Source organism: Massilia timonae (assembly GCF_001866515.1).
GTDB lineage: Bacteria > Pseudomonadota > Gammaproteobacteria > Burkholderiales > Burkholderiaceae_D > Telluria > Telluria timonae.
In genome coordinates this window covers 3,556,964-3,574,738 of the sequence record NZ_JRYB01000001.1, presented here as the reverse complement: position 1 = coordinate 3,574,738, position 17,775 = coordinate 3,556,964, and the positions used below count along the sequence as shown (strand labels likewise).

20 protein-coding genes are annotated in these 17,775 nt (G+C 66.3%); 3 read left to right on the top strand and 17 right to left on the bottom strand.

From position 1 onward, the window contains the following. Window positions 1–16: 16 nt before the first annotated feature. The 3 genes from LO55_RS15445 (at window position 17) to LO55_RS15435 (ending at window position 2,617) form a co-directional block, all read left to right on the top strand. The gene (locus tag LO55_RS15445) at window positions 17–883 is read left to right on the top strand and encodes a segregation and condensation protein A (protein WP_005666705.1); all 867 of its coding nucleotides are present in this window, start codon (window positions 17–19) and stop codon (window positions 881–883) included. Between the two features lie 26 nt (window positions 884–909). Next, on the top strand, window positions 910–1,749 hold the full coding sequence (gene panC / locus LO55_RS15440; protein ID WP_071362134.1) for a pantoate--beta-alanine ligase: 840 nt from the start codon (window positions 910–912) through the stop codon (window positions 1,747–1,749). Between the two features lie 103 nt (window positions 1,750–1,852). After that, window positions 1,853–2,617, top strand: coding sequence for a flagellar brake protein (locus LO55_RS15435; protein ID WP_071362133.1), 765 nt, complete (start codon window positions 1,853–1,855; stop codon window positions 2,615–2,617). Window positions 2,618–2,627: 10 nt separating this feature from the next. Here LO55_RS15435 and LO55_RS15430 read toward each other — a convergent pair whose 3' ends face one another. From LO55_RS15430 to LO55_RS15350, 17 genes are all read right to left on the bottom strand, one after another. Continuing rightward, window positions 2,628–3,191: a GNAT family N-acetyltransferase gene (locus LO55_RS15430; RefSeq protein WP_071362132.1), complete on the bottom strand. Its 564-nt coding sequence runs from the start codon at window positions 3,189–3,191 to the stop codon at window positions 2,628–2,630. A 1-nt stretch (window position 3,192) separates the two neighbouring features. Beyond that, window positions 3,193–3,618, bottom strand: coding sequence for a F0F1 ATP synthase subunit epsilon (locus LO55_RS15425; protein WP_005666699.1), 426 nt, complete (start codon window positions 3,616–3,618; stop codon window positions 3,193–3,195). 11 nt (window positions 3,619–3,629) lie between these two features. After that, entirely contained in the window at window positions 3,630–4,499 is an 870-nt protein-coding gene (atpG, locus tag LO55_RS15420) for a F0F1 ATP synthase subunit gamma (RefSeq protein WP_005666697.1), read from the bottom strand. A gap of 37 nt (window positions 4,500–4,536) precedes the next feature. Continuing rightward, window positions 4,537–5,580, bottom strand: coding sequence for a hypothetical protein (locus LO55_RS15415; protein ID WP_071362131.1), 1,044 nt, complete (start codon window positions 5,578–5,580; stop codon window positions 4,537–4,539). 12 nt (window positions 5,581–5,592) lie between these two features. Further along, window positions 5,593–5,853 carry a hypothetical protein gene (locus LO55_RS15410; protein WP_071362130.1) on the bottom strand — a complete coding sequence of 87 codons (261 nt, stop codon included), beginning with the start codon at window positions 5,851–5,853 and terminating at the stop codon, window positions 5,593–5,595. Window positions 5,854–5,864: 11 nt separating this feature from the next. Continuing rightward, window positions 5,865–6,647 (bottom strand): enoyl-ACP reductase FabI, encoded by a 783-nt coding sequence (gene fabI / locus LO55_RS15405; RefSeq protein WP_071362129.1) that lies wholly within the window; start codon window positions 6,645–6,647, stop codon window positions 5,865–5,867. Beyond that, window positions 6,644–7,327 carry a 3-oxoacid CoA-transferase subunit B gene (locus LO55_RS15400; protein ID WP_071362128.1) on the bottom strand — a complete coding sequence of 228 codons (684 nt, stop codon included), beginning with the start codon at window positions 7,325–7,327 and terminating at the stop codon, window positions 6,644–6,646. The genes fabI and LO55_RS15400 overlap by 4 nt, the downstream gene beginning before the upstream one ends. Window positions 7,328–7,345: 18 nt before the next feature. Further along, the gene (locus LO55_RS15395; protein WP_071362127.1) at window positions 7,346–7,993 is read right to left on the bottom strand and encodes a 3-oxoacid CoA-transferase subunit A; all 648 of its coding nucleotides are present in this window, start codon (window positions 7,991–7,993) and stop codon (window positions 7,346–7,348) included. Next, window positions 7,990–9,192 carry an acetate/propionate family kinase gene (locus tag LO55_RS15390; RefSeq protein WP_071362126.1) on the bottom strand — a complete coding sequence of 401 codons (1,203 nt, stop codon included), beginning with the start codon at window positions 9,190–9,192 and terminating at the stop codon, window positions 7,990–7,992. Before LO55_RS15390 ends, LO55_RS15395 begins: the two co-directional genes overlap by 4 nt. 4 nt (window positions 9,193–9,196) lie before the next feature. Continuing rightward, window positions 9,197–10,135 (bottom strand): phosphate acetyltransferase, encoded by a 939-nt coding sequence (locus LO55_RS15385; RefSeq protein ID WP_071362125.1) that lies wholly within the window; start codon window positions 10,133–10,135, stop codon window positions 9,197–9,199. An 11-nt stretch (window positions 10,136–10,146) separates the two neighbouring features. Next, window positions 10,147–12,534, bottom strand: coding sequence for a DUF3141 domain-containing protein (locus LO55_RS15380; protein WP_071362124.1), 2,388 nt, complete (start codon window positions 12,532–12,534; stop codon window positions 10,147–10,149). A 205-nt stretch (window positions 12,535–12,739) separates the two neighbouring features. After that, on the bottom strand, window positions 12,740–13,954 hold the full coding sequence (locus LO55_RS15375) for an EAL and HDOD domain-containing protein (protein ID WP_071362123.1): 1,215 nt from the start codon (window positions 13,952–13,954) through the stop codon (window positions 12,740–12,742). A gap of 32 nt (window positions 13,955–13,986) precedes the next feature. Beyond that, a complete protein-coding gene (gene cheZ / locus LO55_RS15370) occupies window positions 13,987–14,628 on the bottom strand; it encodes a protein phosphatase CheZ (protein WP_005666675.1) in 642 nt (213 codons plus the stop codon). A gap of 1 nt (window position 14,629) precedes the next feature. Further along, complete coding sequence (gene cheY, locus LO55_RS15365; protein WP_005666673.1) at window positions 14,630–15,028, bottom strand: chemotaxis response regulator CheY; 399 nt, start codon at window positions 15,026–15,028, stop codon at window positions 14,630–14,632. Window positions 15,029–15,169: 141 nt separating this feature from the next. Beyond that, window positions 15,170–16,234: a protein-glutamate methylesterase/protein-glutamine glutaminase gene (locus LO55_RS15360; protein ID WP_071362122.1), complete on the bottom strand. Its 1,065-nt coding sequence runs from the start codon at window positions 16,232–16,234 to the stop codon at window positions 15,170–15,172. A gap of 23 nt (window positions 16,235–16,257) precedes the next feature. Further along, on the bottom strand, window positions 16,258–16,857 hold the full coding sequence (gene cheD / locus LO55_RS15355) for a chemoreceptor glutamine deamidase CheD (protein WP_005666670.1): 600 nt from the start codon (window positions 16,855–16,857) through the stop codon (window positions 16,258–16,260). A gap of 15 nt (window positions 16,858–16,872) precedes the next feature. Continuing rightward, a complete protein-coding gene (locus tag LO55_RS15350; RefSeq protein ID WP_005666669.1) occupies window positions 16,873–17,727 on the bottom strand; it encodes a CheR family methyltransferase in 855 nt (284 codons plus the stop codon). Between the last annotated feature and the right edge of the window lie 48 nt (window positions 17,728–17,775).

Sequence of the window (17,775 nt, the reverse complement as noted above, 5' to 3'; positions counted from 1 at the left end):
GGCCAGGAGCGCGCGCATGATGCCCCAGGGGGCGGCCGAGGGGGAGGATATCCCTCTGGAAGCCGCCGTGGATGACCAGCATGCCGCGCCATCCTCGCCGGAAGACGCCGCGATCGCGCGCCTGTATGGCGAACCGCTGACGCGCCTGCCCAACGACCTGTACATCCCGCCCGACGCGCTCGAGATCTTCCTCGACGCCTTCGAAGGTCCGCTCGACCTGCTGCTGTACCTGATCCGCAAGCAGAACTTCAACATCCTCGACATCCCGATGGCGCAGGTGACCCTGCAATACCTGGAATACGTGGAACAGATCCGCAAGAGCAACCTCGAGTTGGCGGCGGAATACCTGTTGATGGCCGCGATGCTGATCGAGATCAAATCCCGCATGCTGCTGCCGAAGCGCCAGGACGACCTGGTCGAGGACGTCGGCGACCCGCGCGCCGAACTGGTGCGCCGTCTGCTGGACTACGAGCAGATCAAGTCCGCGGCCGTTGCGCTTGGCAATGTGCCGCAAGAAGGCCGGGACTTCGTGCGCCCGCAGCTGTTCGTGGAACAAGGCCTGAACACCGCCCTGCCCGACGTCGATCCCTGGGACTTGCAGCGCGCATGGCTCGACGTGCTGCGTCGCGCCAAGCTGACCCAGCACCACCGGATCGGGCGCCAGGAATTGTCGGTGCGCGAGCATATGTCGGCCATCCTGCGCACCCTGCAATCGCAGCGCTTCGTCGAGTTCGGCGACCTGTTCGCGGGCCAGCATACGGTTCCGATCGTGGTCGTCCATTTTGTCGCCATGCTCGAACTGGCGAAAGAAACACTGATCGAAATTACCCAGGCCGAGCCCTTTGCACCGATCTACGTGCGCCTCGCCTATTCGCCGGCTTGATGCCGGTTTATTCTCATCCGTTCACCATGAAAATCATTTCTTCCATTGACGAATTGCGCGACCAGTTGCGCGGCCAGCTGCGCACCGCCTTCGTGCCGACAATGGGCAATCTGCACGAAGGCCACCTGTCGCTGATGCGCCTGGCGCGCCGTCACGGCGACCCGGTGGTCGCCTCGATCTTCGTCAACCGCCTGCAATTCGGCCCGAACGAGGATTTCGACAAATACCCGCGCACCTTCCAGGAAGACGTGGCCAAGCTGGAAAAAGAAGGCGTCTACGTGCTGTTCGCGCCGACCGAGAAGGATTTGTATCCGGAGCCGCAGGAATACCGCGTGCGTCCGCCGGAAGGCCTGGGCAATACGCTGGAAGGCGAGTTCCGCCCCGGCTTCTTCGAGGGCGTGTGCACCGTCGTGACCAAGCTGTTCTCCTGCGTGCAGCCGCGCGTGGCCGTTTTCGGCAAGAAGGATTACCAGCAATTGATGATCGTTCGTAATATGGCGCGCCAGTTCGCGCTGCCGACCGAAATCATCGGCGCCGAGACTTTCCGCGCCGAGGACGGCCTGGCCCTGTCCTCGCGCAACGGCTACCTCTCGAGCGACGAGCGGGCCGAAGCCCCGGTGCTGTACCAGCACCTGAACACGGTGGCCGACACCATCCGCGGCGGCGAGCGCGACGTCGAAGCCGTGGAAGCGCGCGCGATGGCGGCCCTGGCCGGCCGCGGCTGGAAACCGGACTATGTCTCGGTGCGCAAGCGCATCGACCTGCAGGCGCCGGAAGCTGCCGACCTGGAGCGCGGCGAGCCGCTCGTGGTGCTGGCGGCGGCCAAGCTGGGCGCCACCCGCCTCATCGATAACCTGGAAATTTGATCGATGCCAATGCTGCACGATTGATTTCCGGATTGCAACAAGATTGCAAAGAGCGTTATACTTCCGTGCAGCAGCATTTTACAATCACGTCCAGGACCCCGCCGTGAACGTCTCCGATGCCGTCGCCATTGCCCGCAAGGGCCCGCCAAAGTCTTCCGACCTCTTGAGCCGCATTCCCGGCAATGCCGCGCCACACCAGATGTCGGATCCTTTCGACATCGGCGAAGCCTTGACCGCCCTGTCGCTCAGCGGCGATCCGGTGACCGTCTATTCCGGCATCCAGGAGCCGATCCTGGTGCGGATCGAGTCGGTCGATCCGGAGTTGCCACACTTCGTGCTGGATTTCACTGGCAGTGAATTGCCGATGACCCACCACGCCACCTTTGTCAGCGCGATCGGCGGCAACGCCAAGCTGCAATTCGAACTCGAAAGCGACTGGGACAGCCTGCCCGGCCAGCCGCACCTGGTGCCGGCGACCTTCCCCGAACACTGCCTGGTGCTGAACCGGCGCTCGGCGCGCCGGGTCGAGACGCCGGTCGGCGCCAACTACAGCGCCAGCTTCGGCCTGTCGGGCCGCCAGTACGAACTGCCGCTCTACGATTTTTCCCAGGGCGGCGTCGGCATGCGCGCCACGCCCGAACAGTGTTTCGGCCTCCACGTGGGCAAGAAACTGATCGGCGTGCGGCTCGAACTCGGGCCGGCGCTGGTCATCACGGCCGACCTCGAAGTGCGCCTGATGCGCCCGTTCCGCACCTTCCTGCTCGGCGAGCAGGTGCAGATCGGCTGCAGCTTTTGCAGCATTTCGATGCAGATGCAGCAGACGCTGGAGCGCTTCCTGACCAGCGAGCGCCGCACCCCGGCGCGCTGACCCGCGCCCTCTATCCTGCCTCGGCGACGCCGCCGGCCAGGTCCAGCCTGACCACCCGCAGGGTGCCGTCATCGTCGCATTGCCGGTCGACGAAGCCCAGGCGCCCGGCCAACCGCCGCATCGGCGTGTTGGCCGCAAGCACATACCCCTCCATGCAACGCAATCCGCGCGCCGTGGCCTGCGCGATGAGTATCTCCAGCAGGCGCCGCGCCAGGCCGAGTCCGTGCCAGTCGTCGGCGACGGTGACGGCGAACTCGCAGCTATCAACGCCCTGCGCGCCGACATAGCGCGCGCCCGCGATGATGTCCTGGTCCGGCCCGCCCTCCCCGCTGATGGCGACCAGCGCCAGGTCATGGTCCGGGTGTGGGCGCGTCGCCGCCGCCAGCATGGCGGGCGACGGCTCGCGCACCGGCATCATGAAGCGCGCGTAGCGCGAATCCGCCGACAGCCGATGGAAGGCGTCGCGCAGTTCGTCTTCGTCCTGCGTCCGGATCTCGCGCAGCAAGGCCGTGCGGCCGTCGCGCAGTTGTGCCAGGGCCGGCAGCCCCGCCCTGCCAGGTGGGTCGTCCTGCATCTCAGCGCCGTTTCTTTTGCCGCGACAGGGTCTGGATTTGCGCAATCGCGATCGCCAGTTCCGACTGCGCCTTGGCGTAGTCGATCTTGGTGTCCCGGTTGCGCAGCGCCTCTTCGGCCTGCCTGCGCGCCTCGTTCGCGCTGGCTTCGTCCAGGTCGCGTCCGCGGATGGCGGTGTCCGCCAGCACCGTGACCTCGTACGGCTGCACTTCCAGGATGCCGCCGGCGACGAACACCAGTTCTTCGTCCTCCTGCCCCGGCACCTTGATGCGCACCGCCCCCGGCCGGATCCGTGTCATCAGGGGCGTATGCGTGGGATAGATGCCGAGCTCGCCGCTTTCGCCGGGCAGCGCGACGAACTCCGCGTCGCCCTCGAACACCCCTTCCTCGGCCGAGACGACGCTGACGTGGATCGTAGGAGTTGCCATGATGTTCTCGCTCAGACCGCCGCCGCGCCGGAGACGATCTCGGACAGTTCCTTCGTGATCGCCGCCTGGCGCGTCTTGTTGTAGACCAGCTTGAGGTCGTCGATGATGCTGGCCGCGTTGTCGCTGGCCGCCTTCATCGCCATCCTGCGCGCCGAATTCTCGGACGCGAAGCTTTCGGCCACGGCCTGGTAGATCAGCGCCTCGACATAACGGATCAGCAGGTCGTCGATCACCTGGGCCGGTTCGGGCTCGTACAGGTAGTACCAGCCATGCGTGCCCCGTTCGGCCCGCACGTTTTCCGGAACCAGCGGCACCAGCTGCTCGATGACCGCTTGCTGGCTCATCGAATTGATGAACTTCGTGTAGCACAGGTGAATCGCGTCGACCTGCGCGTTCTGGTAGGCGTCGAGCAGCACCTTGGCCGGGCCCAGCAGCCGTTCGAGGTGCGGGGTGTCGCCCAGTTGCACGGCATGCGCGACCACCCTGGCGCCGATGCGGTTCATGAAGGACAGTCCCCGGTTGCCGATGACGACCAGGTCGCTGCCGATGCCGCGTTCCTGGTGTTCGCGCATGGCCTGCGTCACGGTGCGCAGGATATTGGTGTTCATGGCGCCGCACAGGCCCTTGTCGGTCGTGACCACGATGAAGCCGACCCGCTTGCCCTCGCTGTGCGTGATGAGAAAAGGATGGCTGTATTCGGGGCTCGCCTCGGCCAGATGACCCGTGATGTTGCGGATCTTGCGCACATAGGGACGCGCGGCGCGCATCCGTTCCTGCGCCTTGCGCATCTTGGACGTGGCGACCATCTCCATCGCCTTGGTGATCTTCCTGGTGCTTTCCACGCTCTTGATCTTGTCGCGTATTTCCTTGCCCCCAGCCATGATGTCTGCTCCTTGTAGGCTGCCTGGTGAACCGGCATCAGGACCAGAGTCCGGACGCCAGCAGTTGCTCGGCTTCCTCGAACACGCTTTTTTCCGGTAGCAGGCTGGTCCGCGCAAAGCGCACCAGCGCGAATGCGCGCACCCGCGGTGGCAGCGTCGGCAGGCGCGCGATCCGGAATTCGAGGTCGCTCATTGGCGCGCCCGTCGGCGTGCCCGGCTCGACCACGACGTTCATCCGGTCCAGGGTCAAGCGTCTGGTCGACACCGACAGATGCCGTGCAGGCTGGGCGAACACCGCGCGCACCTGCTCGAGTTCGCGCTCCAGCGCGTCTTCGCGCAGCCCCAGCCCGGCCAAGTCGCGCGCGTTTTCCTCGACCCGCTCTTTCAGCCGCGCCAGCTCGCCAAGGTCGCTCGCGACGTCGCCGCCGATCACCGAGCGGATGCCGCGACCCTGGCGTTCGAGCAGTTGCAGCCGCGTCTTGAGCAGCGCACGCTCGCGCTCGAGCGCGGCGCGGCGCGACTTGTCCGCGGCGGTGCGCGCCAGTCCCGCCAGCGCGAGTTCGTCCAGCAGGCGCCGCACGATCTCATCCCTGAGTTCGGCATCAACGCGGCCGCACATCCTGACCTGGTGGTCGCCGAAACTCAGCGTGGTCTGCGGCACGTCGCGGCGCATCGTTTCACCCTCTAGCCTGGCGCCCAGGACGTGGCGTTCGACCAGCTCCATCCCCAGCACCGCATACGCTTCCGGCGCGTCGCCGTTGTCGGCGAAATAGGCCCGCAAGTCGGTCGAGCGGCTGATCCGCAATGCGACGTCGTCGGGTCCGGCGAACCAGGCGTGGACATAGGGGTCGCCATCCCAGGCGACGGCGCTGGCCTCGCGCGCCGCCGGCACGGCATCGACCAGCGCGCGCACATAGGCGTACGAGGCCGCCACCGCGGGCGCGAGATGCTTGCGGCAGTGGCGCGCCAGGTCCAGCTGCGGATGCAGCGCCAGCAGGCGTTCGATCGCCGCGTTGACGCTTTCCCTGTCCTGCGCCGTGGCGTTATCGCCCTCGCGCCTGATCCTGTCGAGCAAACCCATCGCCGGTCCTCGTTACTGCTGGTTATAGCGTTCGTTGACGATATGCACGTGGATCTTCCGGTTGTTCCAGAACATGTCCTGGACGCGCGGCAGCAGGCCGCGCAGCGCTTCCGGCGGCGCATCCCGGAACGTCAACAGCACCGCGGGGCGCGAACCGTTGCCGGGCAGGTGTTCGATCTCGTCGAACGGCGGAAACCCATACTTGACCAGGAAGGCCTTGATATCCTCGTCGCTGGTGCCCGCCTCCACGTTTCCCATCACTAAGTCAGCCATCGCAGCTCCTTTCAGGCCATGATGTGCACGCCGCCATCGACATACATGGTTTCGCCGGACAGCCGCCTGGCATACGGCGTGGCCAGGAAGGCGCAGGCGAAACCGACGTCCATGATGTCGACCAGCTCCCCGAGCGGCGCGCGCTCGGCCGCCTGCGCGAGCAGCAGGTCAAAGTCCTTCAGGCCCGAGCCCGCACGCGTCTTGAGCGGCCCCGGCGACATCGCGTGCACCCGGATATGCCTGGGCCCGAGTTCATAGGCCAGATAGCGCGCGCACGCTTCCAGCGCGGCTTTGACCGGCCCCATCAGGTTGTAGTTGGCGACCACCTTGTTGGCGCCGTAGTAGCTCATCGTGAACATGCTGCCGCCGTCCTTCATCAGGCGCGCCGCCTGGCGCGCCATGCGTACGAAGGAGTGACACGAGATGTCCATCGCCTGGCCGAAGCCCTCGGCGCTGCTGTCGAGCAGGCCGCCCTGCAGGTCTTCCTTCGGCGCCCAGGCGATCGAGTGCACGAACAGGTCGAGCTTGCCCCATTGCCGTTCGATCTCGCCGAACACGGCCTGGATGTCTTCCGGCCTGGTCACGTCGAGCGGCATGAAGACCGGCGCGCCGAGCTCGCGCGCGAGCGGTTCGACATAGGTCCTGGTCTTTTCGCCGGTATAGGTGATGGCGAGTTCCGCGCCGAGCTCGCGGAATGCCTTGGCGCATCCGTAAGCGATCGAATGCTCGTTGGCGATCCCGGAGACCAGGGCCTTCTTGCCCTCCAATATCGGGCGGTGGCGTTCATTCGTCATGGCGAAGCTCCTTCGATTGAGTTCATGCCCTCGATCCGCATCTGCGGCACCTGGCCCGGCACCATCAGCTCGGCCTCGGTGGCGGCCAGCACCTGTTCCACCCCGACGCCGGGCGCCGTTTCCAGCAAGGTGGCGCGTCCGCCTTCGAAGCCGATGACGGCCAGTTCGGTCACCAGGAGGTCGATCGCGCGCGTCGACGTCAGCGGCAGCGAGCATTGCCGCACGATCTTCGGCTTGCCCTTGGCGGTATGCTGCATGGCGACGATGACGCGCCTGGCGCCCGTCACCAGGTCCATGGCGCCGCCCATGCCGGGCACCATCTTCCCGGGAATCATCCAGTTGGCCAGCAAGCCCCCCTGGTCCACCTGCAGGCCGCCCAGCACCGTGAGGTCGAGGTGCCCGCCGCGGATCAGGCCGAACGAGAGCGCGCTGTCGAAGGTCGCGGCGCCAGGCAGGGCCGTGACCGGCTGGCCGGCGGCGTCGGTCAGATAGGCCTGGGCCAGGCCCTCCTGTGGAATCGGCCCGGTGCCGACCAGGCCGTTCTCGGACTGAAAGTAGATGTGCATATCGCGCGGGACGTAGTTGGCGACCAGGGTCGGAATGCCGACGCCGAGGTTCGCCAGCATCCCCGGGCGCAATTCCTGGGCGATGCGTTTGGCGATCAGGGTTGGCGCGTCCATGGTTCGACCTTCCATCATTCACGCGTGGGCCACGAGGTAATCGACCAGCACCGCCGGCGTCACGACATGGTCGGGCGAAATCATCCCCACCGGCACGATATGGGCGGCATCGACGATCACGGTGTTGGCGGCCATCGCGATCACGGGATTGAAATTGCGGGCGGTCAGGGCGTAGACCAGGTTGCCCTCGTAATCGGCAAGGAAGGATTCGACCAGGGCGAAATCGGCCCCGAGCGCCGTCTCCAGCAGGTAGGGTGCGCCGTCGACCTCGATCTTGCGCTTGCCCTCTTCGACCGCGGTGCCGACGCCGGTCGGCGTCAGGACGCCGCCCAGCCCGTAGCCGGCGGCGCGCAGGCGCTCGATCAGGGTGCCCTGCGGCACCAGTTCGACCTCGATGGCGCCGGCGATCATCTTTTGCTGGGTTTCCGGGTTGAGTCCGATATGGCTGACGATCGCCTTGCGCACGGCCCCGGCCGTGACCAGCTTGCCAATGCCACGGCCTGGGGTGGCGGTGTCGTTCGCGATCACGGTCAGCTCGCGCTTGCCCTGGCGCGCCAGTTCGTCGACCACCCGCTGCGGCGTGCCGACGCCCATGAAGCCGCCGATCATGAGGCTGGCCCCGTCCGGTATCATGGCGACCGAGTCCTCCAGGCTGACCGTTTTCATGCCGCCGCCCTCACTGCTTCCTTGCGCACGACTGCTCTCGTATGGCGCGCGATCATCAACTCCTCGTTGGTCGGAATCACCCAGGCCGAGACCTTGCTGCCCGCCGTGCTGATGCGCGGCCCACCGGCCGCATTGGCGGCCGGCTCGAGGTCGACCCCGAGCCAGCGCGCCGCGCGGCAGACCCGTTCGCGGATCAGCGCCGAATGCTCGCCGATGCCGGCGGTGAACACCAGGGCGCCGATGCCCTCGGTGGTGGCGGCCAGCGATCCGAGTTCGCGGCCGATGCGGTAGACGAACAGGTCGACCGCGAAGCGCGCCCGCGCATCGTCGCTGTCCAGCAAGGTCCGCATATCGCTCGAGATGCCCGACACGCCGAGCAGGCCCGACTGCTTGTAGATCAGGTCTTCGATGGCGCGCGCATCCATCTTGAGATAGTCGATCAGGAACAGCACCACGCCCGGGTCCAGGTTGCCGCAGCGGGTGCCCATCGGCAGGCCGTCGACGGCGGTGAATCCCATGGTGCTGGCCACGCTCTTGCCGCCCGCCAGCGCGCACAGGCTCGAGCCATTGCCCAGGTGCGCCACCAGGGTGGCGCGGGCGGCGCCCAGCTCCGGATAGGCCGGCAGCACCGACGCGATGTATTCGTACGACAGGCCATGAAAGCCATAGCGCCGCACCCCCAGCCTGGTGATGCTGTCCGGCAGCGCATAGGCCTGCGCCACCTCGGGCTGCGCGCGGTGGAAGGCGGTGTCGAAGCAGGCCACTTGCGGCAGGTCCGGCCGCGCATCAAGCAGGGTGCGGATCGGCGCCAGGTTGTGCGGCTGGTGCAGCGGCGCCAGCGGCGTCAAACGGTCGAGCGCTTCGATCACGGCCGGGGTGACGAGCGCCGCTTCGGTGAACTGCACGCCGCCATGCACGACGCGGTGGCCGACCGCCACCAGCCGGTGCTCTGCGCGGTGGCTGCGCAGGAAGTCGCCGATGTAGTCGGTCGCCTCCTGGTGTCCGAGCGCGGCGTCGGCTTCCCAGCGCCGCTCGCCGATCAGCGCCCCGTCGGCGTCCTTCGCGCTGAATTTCGCCGCATTGTAGAGCCCTTCGACCTGGCCGTGGAGCACGAGCTCGGGTTCGGCCGGGCCGGCGTCGAAGGCGCGGAACTTGATGCTCGACGAGCCGGCGTTAAGCACGAGAATGAGGTCGGCCATGGCGTCACCTCACCGGCTTGCCGCTCTCGCGGCGCGCCTTGACCACCAGCGTGGCGACCGCGCACGAGGCCAGCCGGGTCACCATCGAGTCGGCGCGGCTGGTGAGGATGATCGGCACCCGCGCGCCGAGGACGATGCCGGCCGCATCGGCGCCGGCCAGGAAGGACAGGCTCTTGGCCAGCATGTCGCCGGCCTCGAGATCGGGCACCAGCAGCACGTTGGCGCGCCCGGCGACGGGCGAATCGATCTTCTTGATCCTGGCCGCGTCCGGGTCGATCGCGTTGTCGAGCGCCAGCGGGCCGTCGACCAGGGCGCCGTGGATCTGGTGGCGGTCGACCATCTTGCACAGTGCGGCGGCCTCGACCGTGGAAGGCACTTTCGGGTTGACGGTTTCCATCGCCGACAGCACCGCCACCCGCACTTCCCTGAACTGCAGGGCGTGCGCGAGGTCGATGGCGTTCTGCAGGATGTCCATCTTTTCTTCCAGCGTCGGCGCGATATTCACGGCGGCATCGCTGATGACCAGCGCATCGGCATACCCGGGCACGTCCATGACGAAACAGTGGCTGACGCGGCGCGCGGTGCGCAGCCCAGTCTCGCGCTTGACCACCGCGCCCATCAGCTCGTCGGTATGCAGGCTGCCCTTCATCAAGGCCTCGGCCTTGCCCTCGCGTACCAGCTCGACGGCCTTCGCCGCCGCCGCATGGCTGTAGGCCGCCTCGACGATCGGCACGTCGCCGATCCGCAAGCTGTTCTCTTGCGCCACCGCCTCGATCCGTGCGCGCGGCCCGACCAGGACCGGGGCGATCAGGCCGATCCGCGCGGCTTCCAGCGCGCCGGTGAGCGAGCTGGCGTCGCAGGGATGGACGACGGCGGTCGGCAGCGGCGGCAGTTCCTTGCAATAGTCGATCAGCCGCTGGTATTTCTCGTGCTTCGGTTCCATCTCGGGTCCTTTCAATGAAGGCGCGTGGAGGTCCGCGAATCCGGCACCGGCCGGAATGCGGGCCGCTGGCCGTCCTGGCCGTCGGGTTCGGCCCCGGGTTCGCCACTGAGCAATGCATGCAGCCGCTCCACCATGGCCAGCTGCGCGCTCGTCGGCGGCGTCGCCTGCACGCGCTCGTCGGCCATCAATTCGTCGATCAGGCTCAGGAGCCGCTCGCGGTCGCCCGGGTCGCTCAGCAGCGCCGGCAAGGTGGCGATCGCCTTCTCGGGTTCGTAACTGGTGATGATTTCCTGCTCGCCGCGCAGGCGGCGCCACTGGTCGAGCGGCACGTCCGGCAGATAGTCGGCATACGCCTGCGCCAGTTCCTTGCGCTTGACCAGACGCGACAGCGGCAGCAGCGCGCCCTGCTGGGCGCGCAGGCTGGCCAGGCGGGCGAAGGCCTCGGCATAGCCACCCTCGGCGATCGATTCCAGCGCCTCCTGAACGTAAGGCAGCGCGCGCGCATCCTGCGTCGCGGGTGCCGCTTGCGCCGGTTTGCGGTCCGCCAGGTAGAGCGAGTACATGTTCGCGTAGATGCTGAAGAAGCCCGCTTCGGTGTTGGCGTCGCGCACCGCCCGATACAGGTCCAGCGACGCGCTGACCAGTTCGGCGCCGGCGTCTTCCAGGCGCCGCCACGGATCGCCTTCGCCCAGCGCTTGGCGCTGCTCCCGGACTGTCCGCGCCGCGGGTTCGAGCCACGCCATCCAGGGATTGCGGCTCGACAGCGCCCAGTTCTGCACGCGCAAGGGGTGGAAGACGCGCAGCAGGCGCGCGCTCAGATCGTTGGACATGGCCTTCACCAACGGTTGCACGAACAGTTCATAGCCCCGCTGGTTGAAGTCGGACAGCGCCGCCACCGCCTCGAACGGCTGTTCGTCGACGCGGTTGAAGCGATTGAACTGGGTGCTGACGTCCTCGAGCCGGCGTTCGTGGAAGGTGACCTCGTATTGCGGCTTGCCATCAAGGCTGCCGTCCCTGGTTTCGGTGATCTGCATGCCGTACAGGCCGGGCGGCAGGAGCTCGACTTCATTGAGCACCGAAACCAGTTGGGTATATTCCTTCTTGGCCACCTTGCCGGAGACGAAAATGCCGAGATGGCCGATATTCTGGTGCAGCAGGCCCACGATCACCTGGCCGCGCGCCTTGATTTCCTCGGTGCTGCCATAGATGTCGGCCACCCAGTTGAAGGCTTGCTCCGGCGGCGTGATGTTGTCGCCCATCGATGCGAACAGGATGATCGGCATCTCGATGGCGCGCAGGTCGAAGGCCTGGCCGGTATTGCCCTTGACGTCGCCGGACCACAGCTTGTTGCCGACGAACAGGTTGCGGGTGATGAATTCGATCTCTTCGCGGTTCAACAGGTAATACGTGCCCCACCAGCGCTCGAAGTCCAGGTAGCGCGCCGGTTCGGTGTCGGCGAGCTGGTACACCTTGTAATACTTGTCCCATAGCGAGTTGGCCGGGTTCAGGTTCTCGAAGTTCTGTACCAGATGGGCGCCGTCGAATACGCCGTTGCCGAGGTCGGCGACGAAGGAGGATAGCCAGGTGCCGCCCAGCATCCCACCGGCATAGCGCATCGGATTGTCGCCCTCGCCTTCGTTCCAGGCGCCGCTCACATACGACATCGGCGCCCCGTTGATCAGGAGCGGTCCGGTATCGTCGGGGCTGGAGGCGGCCAGCATCATCGCCGCCCAGCCCCCCTGGCAGTTGCCGATGATGGCCGGTTTCTCGCTGGCCGGGTGCAGCGCGCGCACGTGTTTCACGAACTGCCCTTCGGCGCTGCACACGTCCAGCATCGTCTGCCCCGGCTCGGGGTCGCGGAAGAAGCTGACGAAGTACACCGGATGGCCGGCGCGCATCGCCACGCCGGCCTGCGAGTCGTCCTTGAAGCCGCCGATGCCGGGGCCATGGCCGGCGCGCGGATCGATGATCAGATAAGGGCGCTTTGCCGGATCCGTCGTGACGCCGGCCGGGGGAACGATGCGCAGCAGCGCATAGTTCACCGGCCGCGCGAAGCCACGGCCGTCGAGGATGGTTTCGTAATCGAAATGCAGGACTGGCGCCGATCCTTTCGCCGCGCGCTCGAGGAAATTGTCGCCGCGCTGGCGCAAGGTGTCCCAGAACAGGATGGAGCGCTGGAAGGCATCGAGCGCGTAGTGCTGGTACGACCAGGGATTGAGCCCGGCCATCCAGGCCCCGGGTCCAACCCTGGCGTCCCGGACCTTGTCGCCCGTCGCCTCGCTCACCGCGGCGCGGGCGCGCTGGCCGAACTGCGCCAGCGCGGTCTTCATGCGCTTTTGATGGATGAGACTGATCTTGGTGCCAATCTCATGGCTCCGTGCAAGGTGCTTGGTGTCCATGAAAGAACCTCAAAGGGGAGGAAAGCTTTGCTCGGGAGGCGCTCGGGAGGCCCATGAGCGCGCCGCATGATCCACTGCAGCGTTCATTGTCCGCCCATCTGGTCAGGGCGCAATCAGTCCATGGTCCCATGTTGGCGCGGGGCCATGGTCAATGCGGTGATGCGGGAGGCGCCGGCTGTCCAGCCGGGCGCTGTGGAGAGAAGCTTTAGGCGTCGACCGCGACGCTCTGCGCCCAGGCCAGCGCCGACAGGTGGGCCTGATTGACTTCGGAGGGCGTGATCGCGAGCGCATCGGCCAGCGACGCCACCAGGTTCGAGTTGAGCTCGCAGGCCTCGGCCAGCGCCAGGTAGGGACCGTACGGCCCTTCGCGCCGCGTCAGCGCCTGCACCACCCCGTCGGGCAGCTGGATGGTCTCGAGCACCTGCTGCATGCTCAGCCCCAGCAGCCGGTCGAGCAGCGAGAACATGCCGGCCACGAACAGGTTCTCGGCCTCGCCTTTACCCAGGTACTTTTGCCCCAGCAGCTCGGCCAGGCGGCCGCGCACCACGGCGGTTTCCATCAGCACCGGCGAATAGCCGCTCGAGCTGGCCGTGGCCAGCAGCAGCACCAGCCAGCGGTACAGCGGCGCATAACCCAGCAGGGAGATCGCCTGGCGCAGCGACTGCACTTCGCGCCCGGCGCCAAAGCCCGCGGTATTGATGTAGCGCAGCAGCTTGTAGGTCAGGGCCGGGTCGCGTTTCAGCACGCTTTCGAGCTTGGGCACGTCCTCGTTGTTCTGCACCAGCTGCATCAGCTGCAGGATCACGCTCTGGGTCGGGTTCATGCCCTTGACCGGATTGCCCGGCCGCGGCGTCAGGTGCAATTTGCCCACGAAGGCGTCGAGCCCGAGCGCGGCGCAGGCGTCGAAGTCGGCCCAGGTGCCGACCGGCCGCCCCACCATGCGCAGCGCCGAATGCTTGGCGGCGGCGTAGCTGCGCGCCTGGTCGGCGACGTTGGCGCCGGTAAAGCGCACCTCGAGGTAGGACGCATACGGCGTCAGGTTGCGCCCCAGCAGATTGATGTCGCAGCCGCGGATCGCCACCCCGACGCCGCCGGCGCGCACGGCTTGCACGGCCGAGCGCACATCCTGGTCGGTCAGCTGGCGGATATCGAAGGCGAGCACGGTGCGTTCCGGCGGCAGCGCGTGCAGCGCGTCGGTCGACAGCATGGCCGGCACGGCGTCCAGGAACAGGATCTTGTCGCGCAACAGCCAGCCATGTTCCTGGTGGTTGACGTGTTCTGCCACGAAACCGACCAGCCCTTCCAGGTCATGGTCGGTGGGAATGCGTCCGTCGTGCTGCTGCCACGACAGCTCATAGCCGAGAACGCGCTGCCTTGGATCGAGCAGCGGTTCGCGGACGATGAAGTTGGTGCGATGCATGAAGGCGCCGTAAGTGAATGCGCGGCGCCGGTTCAGAACCCGAGGCTGTCGAGCAGATCGTCGACCTGCCCCTGGTTGGCCACGACTTCGGTGCCGGTCGGCTTGATCTGCGGCCCGTTCAGCAGGCCGTTGTCCAGCTCGCGCTTGATCTCGCTCGGTGCGAAATCGATCAGCACCTGCACCAGTTGCTTCTCGAGGTTTTGCGCGATGCCGGTGATGCGGCCGATCACCTGGCCGGTCAGGTCCTGGAAATCCTGGGCCATCATGATGTTCATCAGCTCGCCACGCGTGGCGACCGCGCCGGCCGCCGACTCGTTCAGGCTGGCGATCGTGCGCTGGGCCATCGCGCGCCATTCGGCCTCGCTGGCGCCCTTGTCGAGCAGCGCCTGCCAGCCGTCCGACAACTCGGCCGCGCGGGTCTCGATAGCGTCCTGCAGGGGGCCGGCCGCGTCGGTCGCGTCCAGCACCTTCTTGGCCGCCTGTTCCGACAGGCGCGCCACGTAGTCCAGGCGGTCGCGCGCATCGGGGATGTCGCTCGCCGCCTTCTCGATCAGCTTGTCCAGTCCGAGCCCGCGCAGGCTTTCATGCAGCGCGCGGGTCATGTGGCCGATCCGGCTCAACACCTCTTCGTTCGAGGCGGCCCCGGCGTCGAGCGCCGAGTTCATCTCACCCATCTCAGGCTCCGGCTTTGTCCAGTTTCTCGAAGATCTTGTTCAGCTTCTCGTCGAGGGTCGCGGCCGTGAACGGCTTGACCACGTAGCCGCTGGCGCCGGCCTGGGCGGCGGCGATGATGTTCTCTTTCTTCGCTTCCGCGGTCACCATCAGCACCGGCAGCTTGGCCAGCGCGGGATCGGCACGGATGTTCTGCAGCATGGTCAGGCCGTCCATATTCGGCATGTTCCAGTCCGACACCACGAAGTCGAACGATTCGCTGCGCAGCTTGGCCAGCGCCATCACGCCGTCTTCTGCCTCGTCGACGTTGGCATAACCCAGTTCTTTCAACAGATTCCGGACGATGCGGCGCATCGTCGAGAAATCGTCAACAACCAGGAAACGCATCTTTGGATCAGCCATGAATAACTCCGTTTGAATCTTATACTGTGGTTTGTTGGGTGAGCTGCCCTGGTGGGCTCGATAACAGGCTCAAGAATAGCATTTTTGTTGCCTTACGGCGATAAAATAGCCCCTAAAGCCTGTCACCAGTTCTAATTCGGATCAAACACGCAACGCCCGGCCGCCCTGCGCCGCCAGATGGTCGAGCACCATGCGCGGCAAGGCCGGCAAGGGGCCGACGTCGTGGGCGGCGCCCAGCGCGATCGCTTCGCGCGGCATGCCGAACACGACGCAGCTGGCTTCGTCCTGGGCGAAGTTGTGGGCCCCGGCCTGGCGCATCTCGAGCATGCCGGCCGCGCCGTCCTTGCCCATGCCGGTCAGGATAACACCAACGGCGTTTTTACCGGCCGCCTGCGCGGCGGAGCGGAACAGCACGTCGACCGAGGGACGGTGGCGGTTGACCGGCGGCGACTGTTCGATGCGGGTCATGTAGTTGGCGCCGGAGCGGGTCAGCAGCAGGTGCGAGTGGCCCGGCGCGATGTAGGCGTGGCCGGGCAGCACCCGCTCGTTGCCGGCGGACTCGACCACGCTGATCCTGCACAGCGAATCGAGGCGCTTAGCGAAGGAACTCGTGAAGCCTTCCGGCATGTGCTGGGCGATCAGGATGCCCGGGCAGTCGGACGGCATCTGCATCAGGAATTCGCGGATCGCTTCGGTGCCGCCGGTCGAGGCCCCGATGATGATCAGTTTTTCGGAAGAAATCAGGGGACTCCTCAGGGCCGACAGCGGCGCGCTGGCTGCCTGCGGCGTGCGCGAACGCGGCGCGATGCGGGCGCGCGCGGCGGCGCGGATCTTGTCGGCGATCATGTCGGCATACTCGCGCATGCCGGTCTGGATCGAGATCTTGGGCTTGGTCACGAAATCGACCGCGCCCAGTTCGAGCGCGCGCATCGTGATTTCCGAGCCGCGCTCGGTCAGCGACGACACCATCAGCACCGGCATCGGCCGCAGGCGCATCAGCTTTTCCAGGAAGTCGAGGCCGTCCATCTTGGGCATCTCGACGTCCAGGGTGAGCACATCGGGGTTATGCTTTTTAATCAACTCGCGCGCGACCAGCGGATCGGGCGCGGTGGCGACCACTTCGAGGTCGGGCTGGGAATTGACGATCTCGCTCATCACGCTGCGGATCAGCGCCGAGTCGTCGACGATCAGCACCTTGGTCTTCATGCTTATTCCTTTCAACTAACAGGTCAGAACAGGTCGATGGCGCCGCCGACGGGTTCGACCTTGAGTCGCTTGGCGTAGTCGAGTTCGCGCTTGGCCAGCGTGTCGTTCTGGGTTTGCATCAGTTTCTTGACCAGCACCTTGCCCGTGCGCGGGAAGAAGAACACCTTGCGCGGGTAGATGTCGTTCAGGTCTTCGGCCAGCACCGGGATGCGTTCGGTCTTCAGGAACTGCATCACGAAGGCGGCGTTGCGCTCGCCGACGTTCATCGCCGTGAAGCCGCGCAGCACGGCGCCGCCGCCGAACACCTTGGCTTCGAGATGTTCGCGGCGGGCGCCGGCCTTGAGCAGGTCATTGATCAGGATCTCCATCGCGAACGAGCCGTAGCGCATCGAGGCCGAGACCGGGTTGCTGCCGGCGTCCGCCCCCCCATCGGGCAGCATGAAGTGGTTCATGCCGCCCAGGCCGGTCAGGCGGTCGCGGATGCAGGCCGAGACGCAGGAGCCGAGCACGGTGGCGATCAGCATGTCCTTGCCGGTATAAAAATACTCGCCCGGCAGGATCTTGGCCGCATCGACGTTGAAGGTGCGGTCGTGATAGAGATTGGTGGCGAACTGGCTGTTCATGGTCGTCCCACGCCTTCAGGCACTGCGTCCATCGAGTTCATACACCGTCTTGCCGCGCAGGCGCAGCGCGTCCGACACGTACAGGAAGTTCTCGGAGTGGCCCGCGAACAGCAGCGCATGCGGCTTCATCAGCGGCACGAAGCGGCCCAGGATCTTGCGCTGGGTCGGCTTGTCGAAATAAATCATCACGTTGCGGCAAAAGATGGCGTCGAACTGTCCTTCCAGCGGCCAGCCGTCGGCCAGCAGATTGAGCTGCTTGAAGGTGACCAGGTTGCGCAACTCGGGACGCACGCGCGCCATGCCCTCGTGGGCGCCCTTCCCCTTCAGGAAGAAGCGGCGCAGGCGCTCCGGCGACATCTTGTCGAGCCGCTCCATCGGGTACACGCCATTCGAGGCGGTCGACAGCACATTGGTGTCGATGTCGGTGGCGACGATGTGCACCGGCGGCGTGAGCGTGTTGAAGGCCTCGCAGGCCGTCATCGCGATCGAATACGGCTCTTCGCCGGTGGACGCCGCCGAGCACCAGATCGTGAGCGGTCGCGTATCCTTCTTGCGCACCGCGACCAGGTGCTCGAGCAGGAGCGGAAAGTGATGCGCCTCGCGGAAGAACGAGGTCAGGTTGGTCGTCAGCGCATTGGTGAACGATTCCCACTCGCGGTCCATGCGGCCCGCTTCCAGGTCGTCCAGGTAGGTGGCGAACGACTGGATGCCGGTCGCGCGCAGGCGTCGCGCCAGGCGGCTGTAGACCATTTCCTGCTTGCTGTCGGCCAGCGAAATGCCCGCGCGCTGGTGAATCAGCGCACGCACCCGTTCGAAGTCACGGCGGGTGAAGTCGAATTCCTTGACCGTCTCTGTTTTCTGCTGCGGCACGTTTGTTGCCTTATGAATGCTGGTTGGTCCGCGCCGTCATGGCGCGGT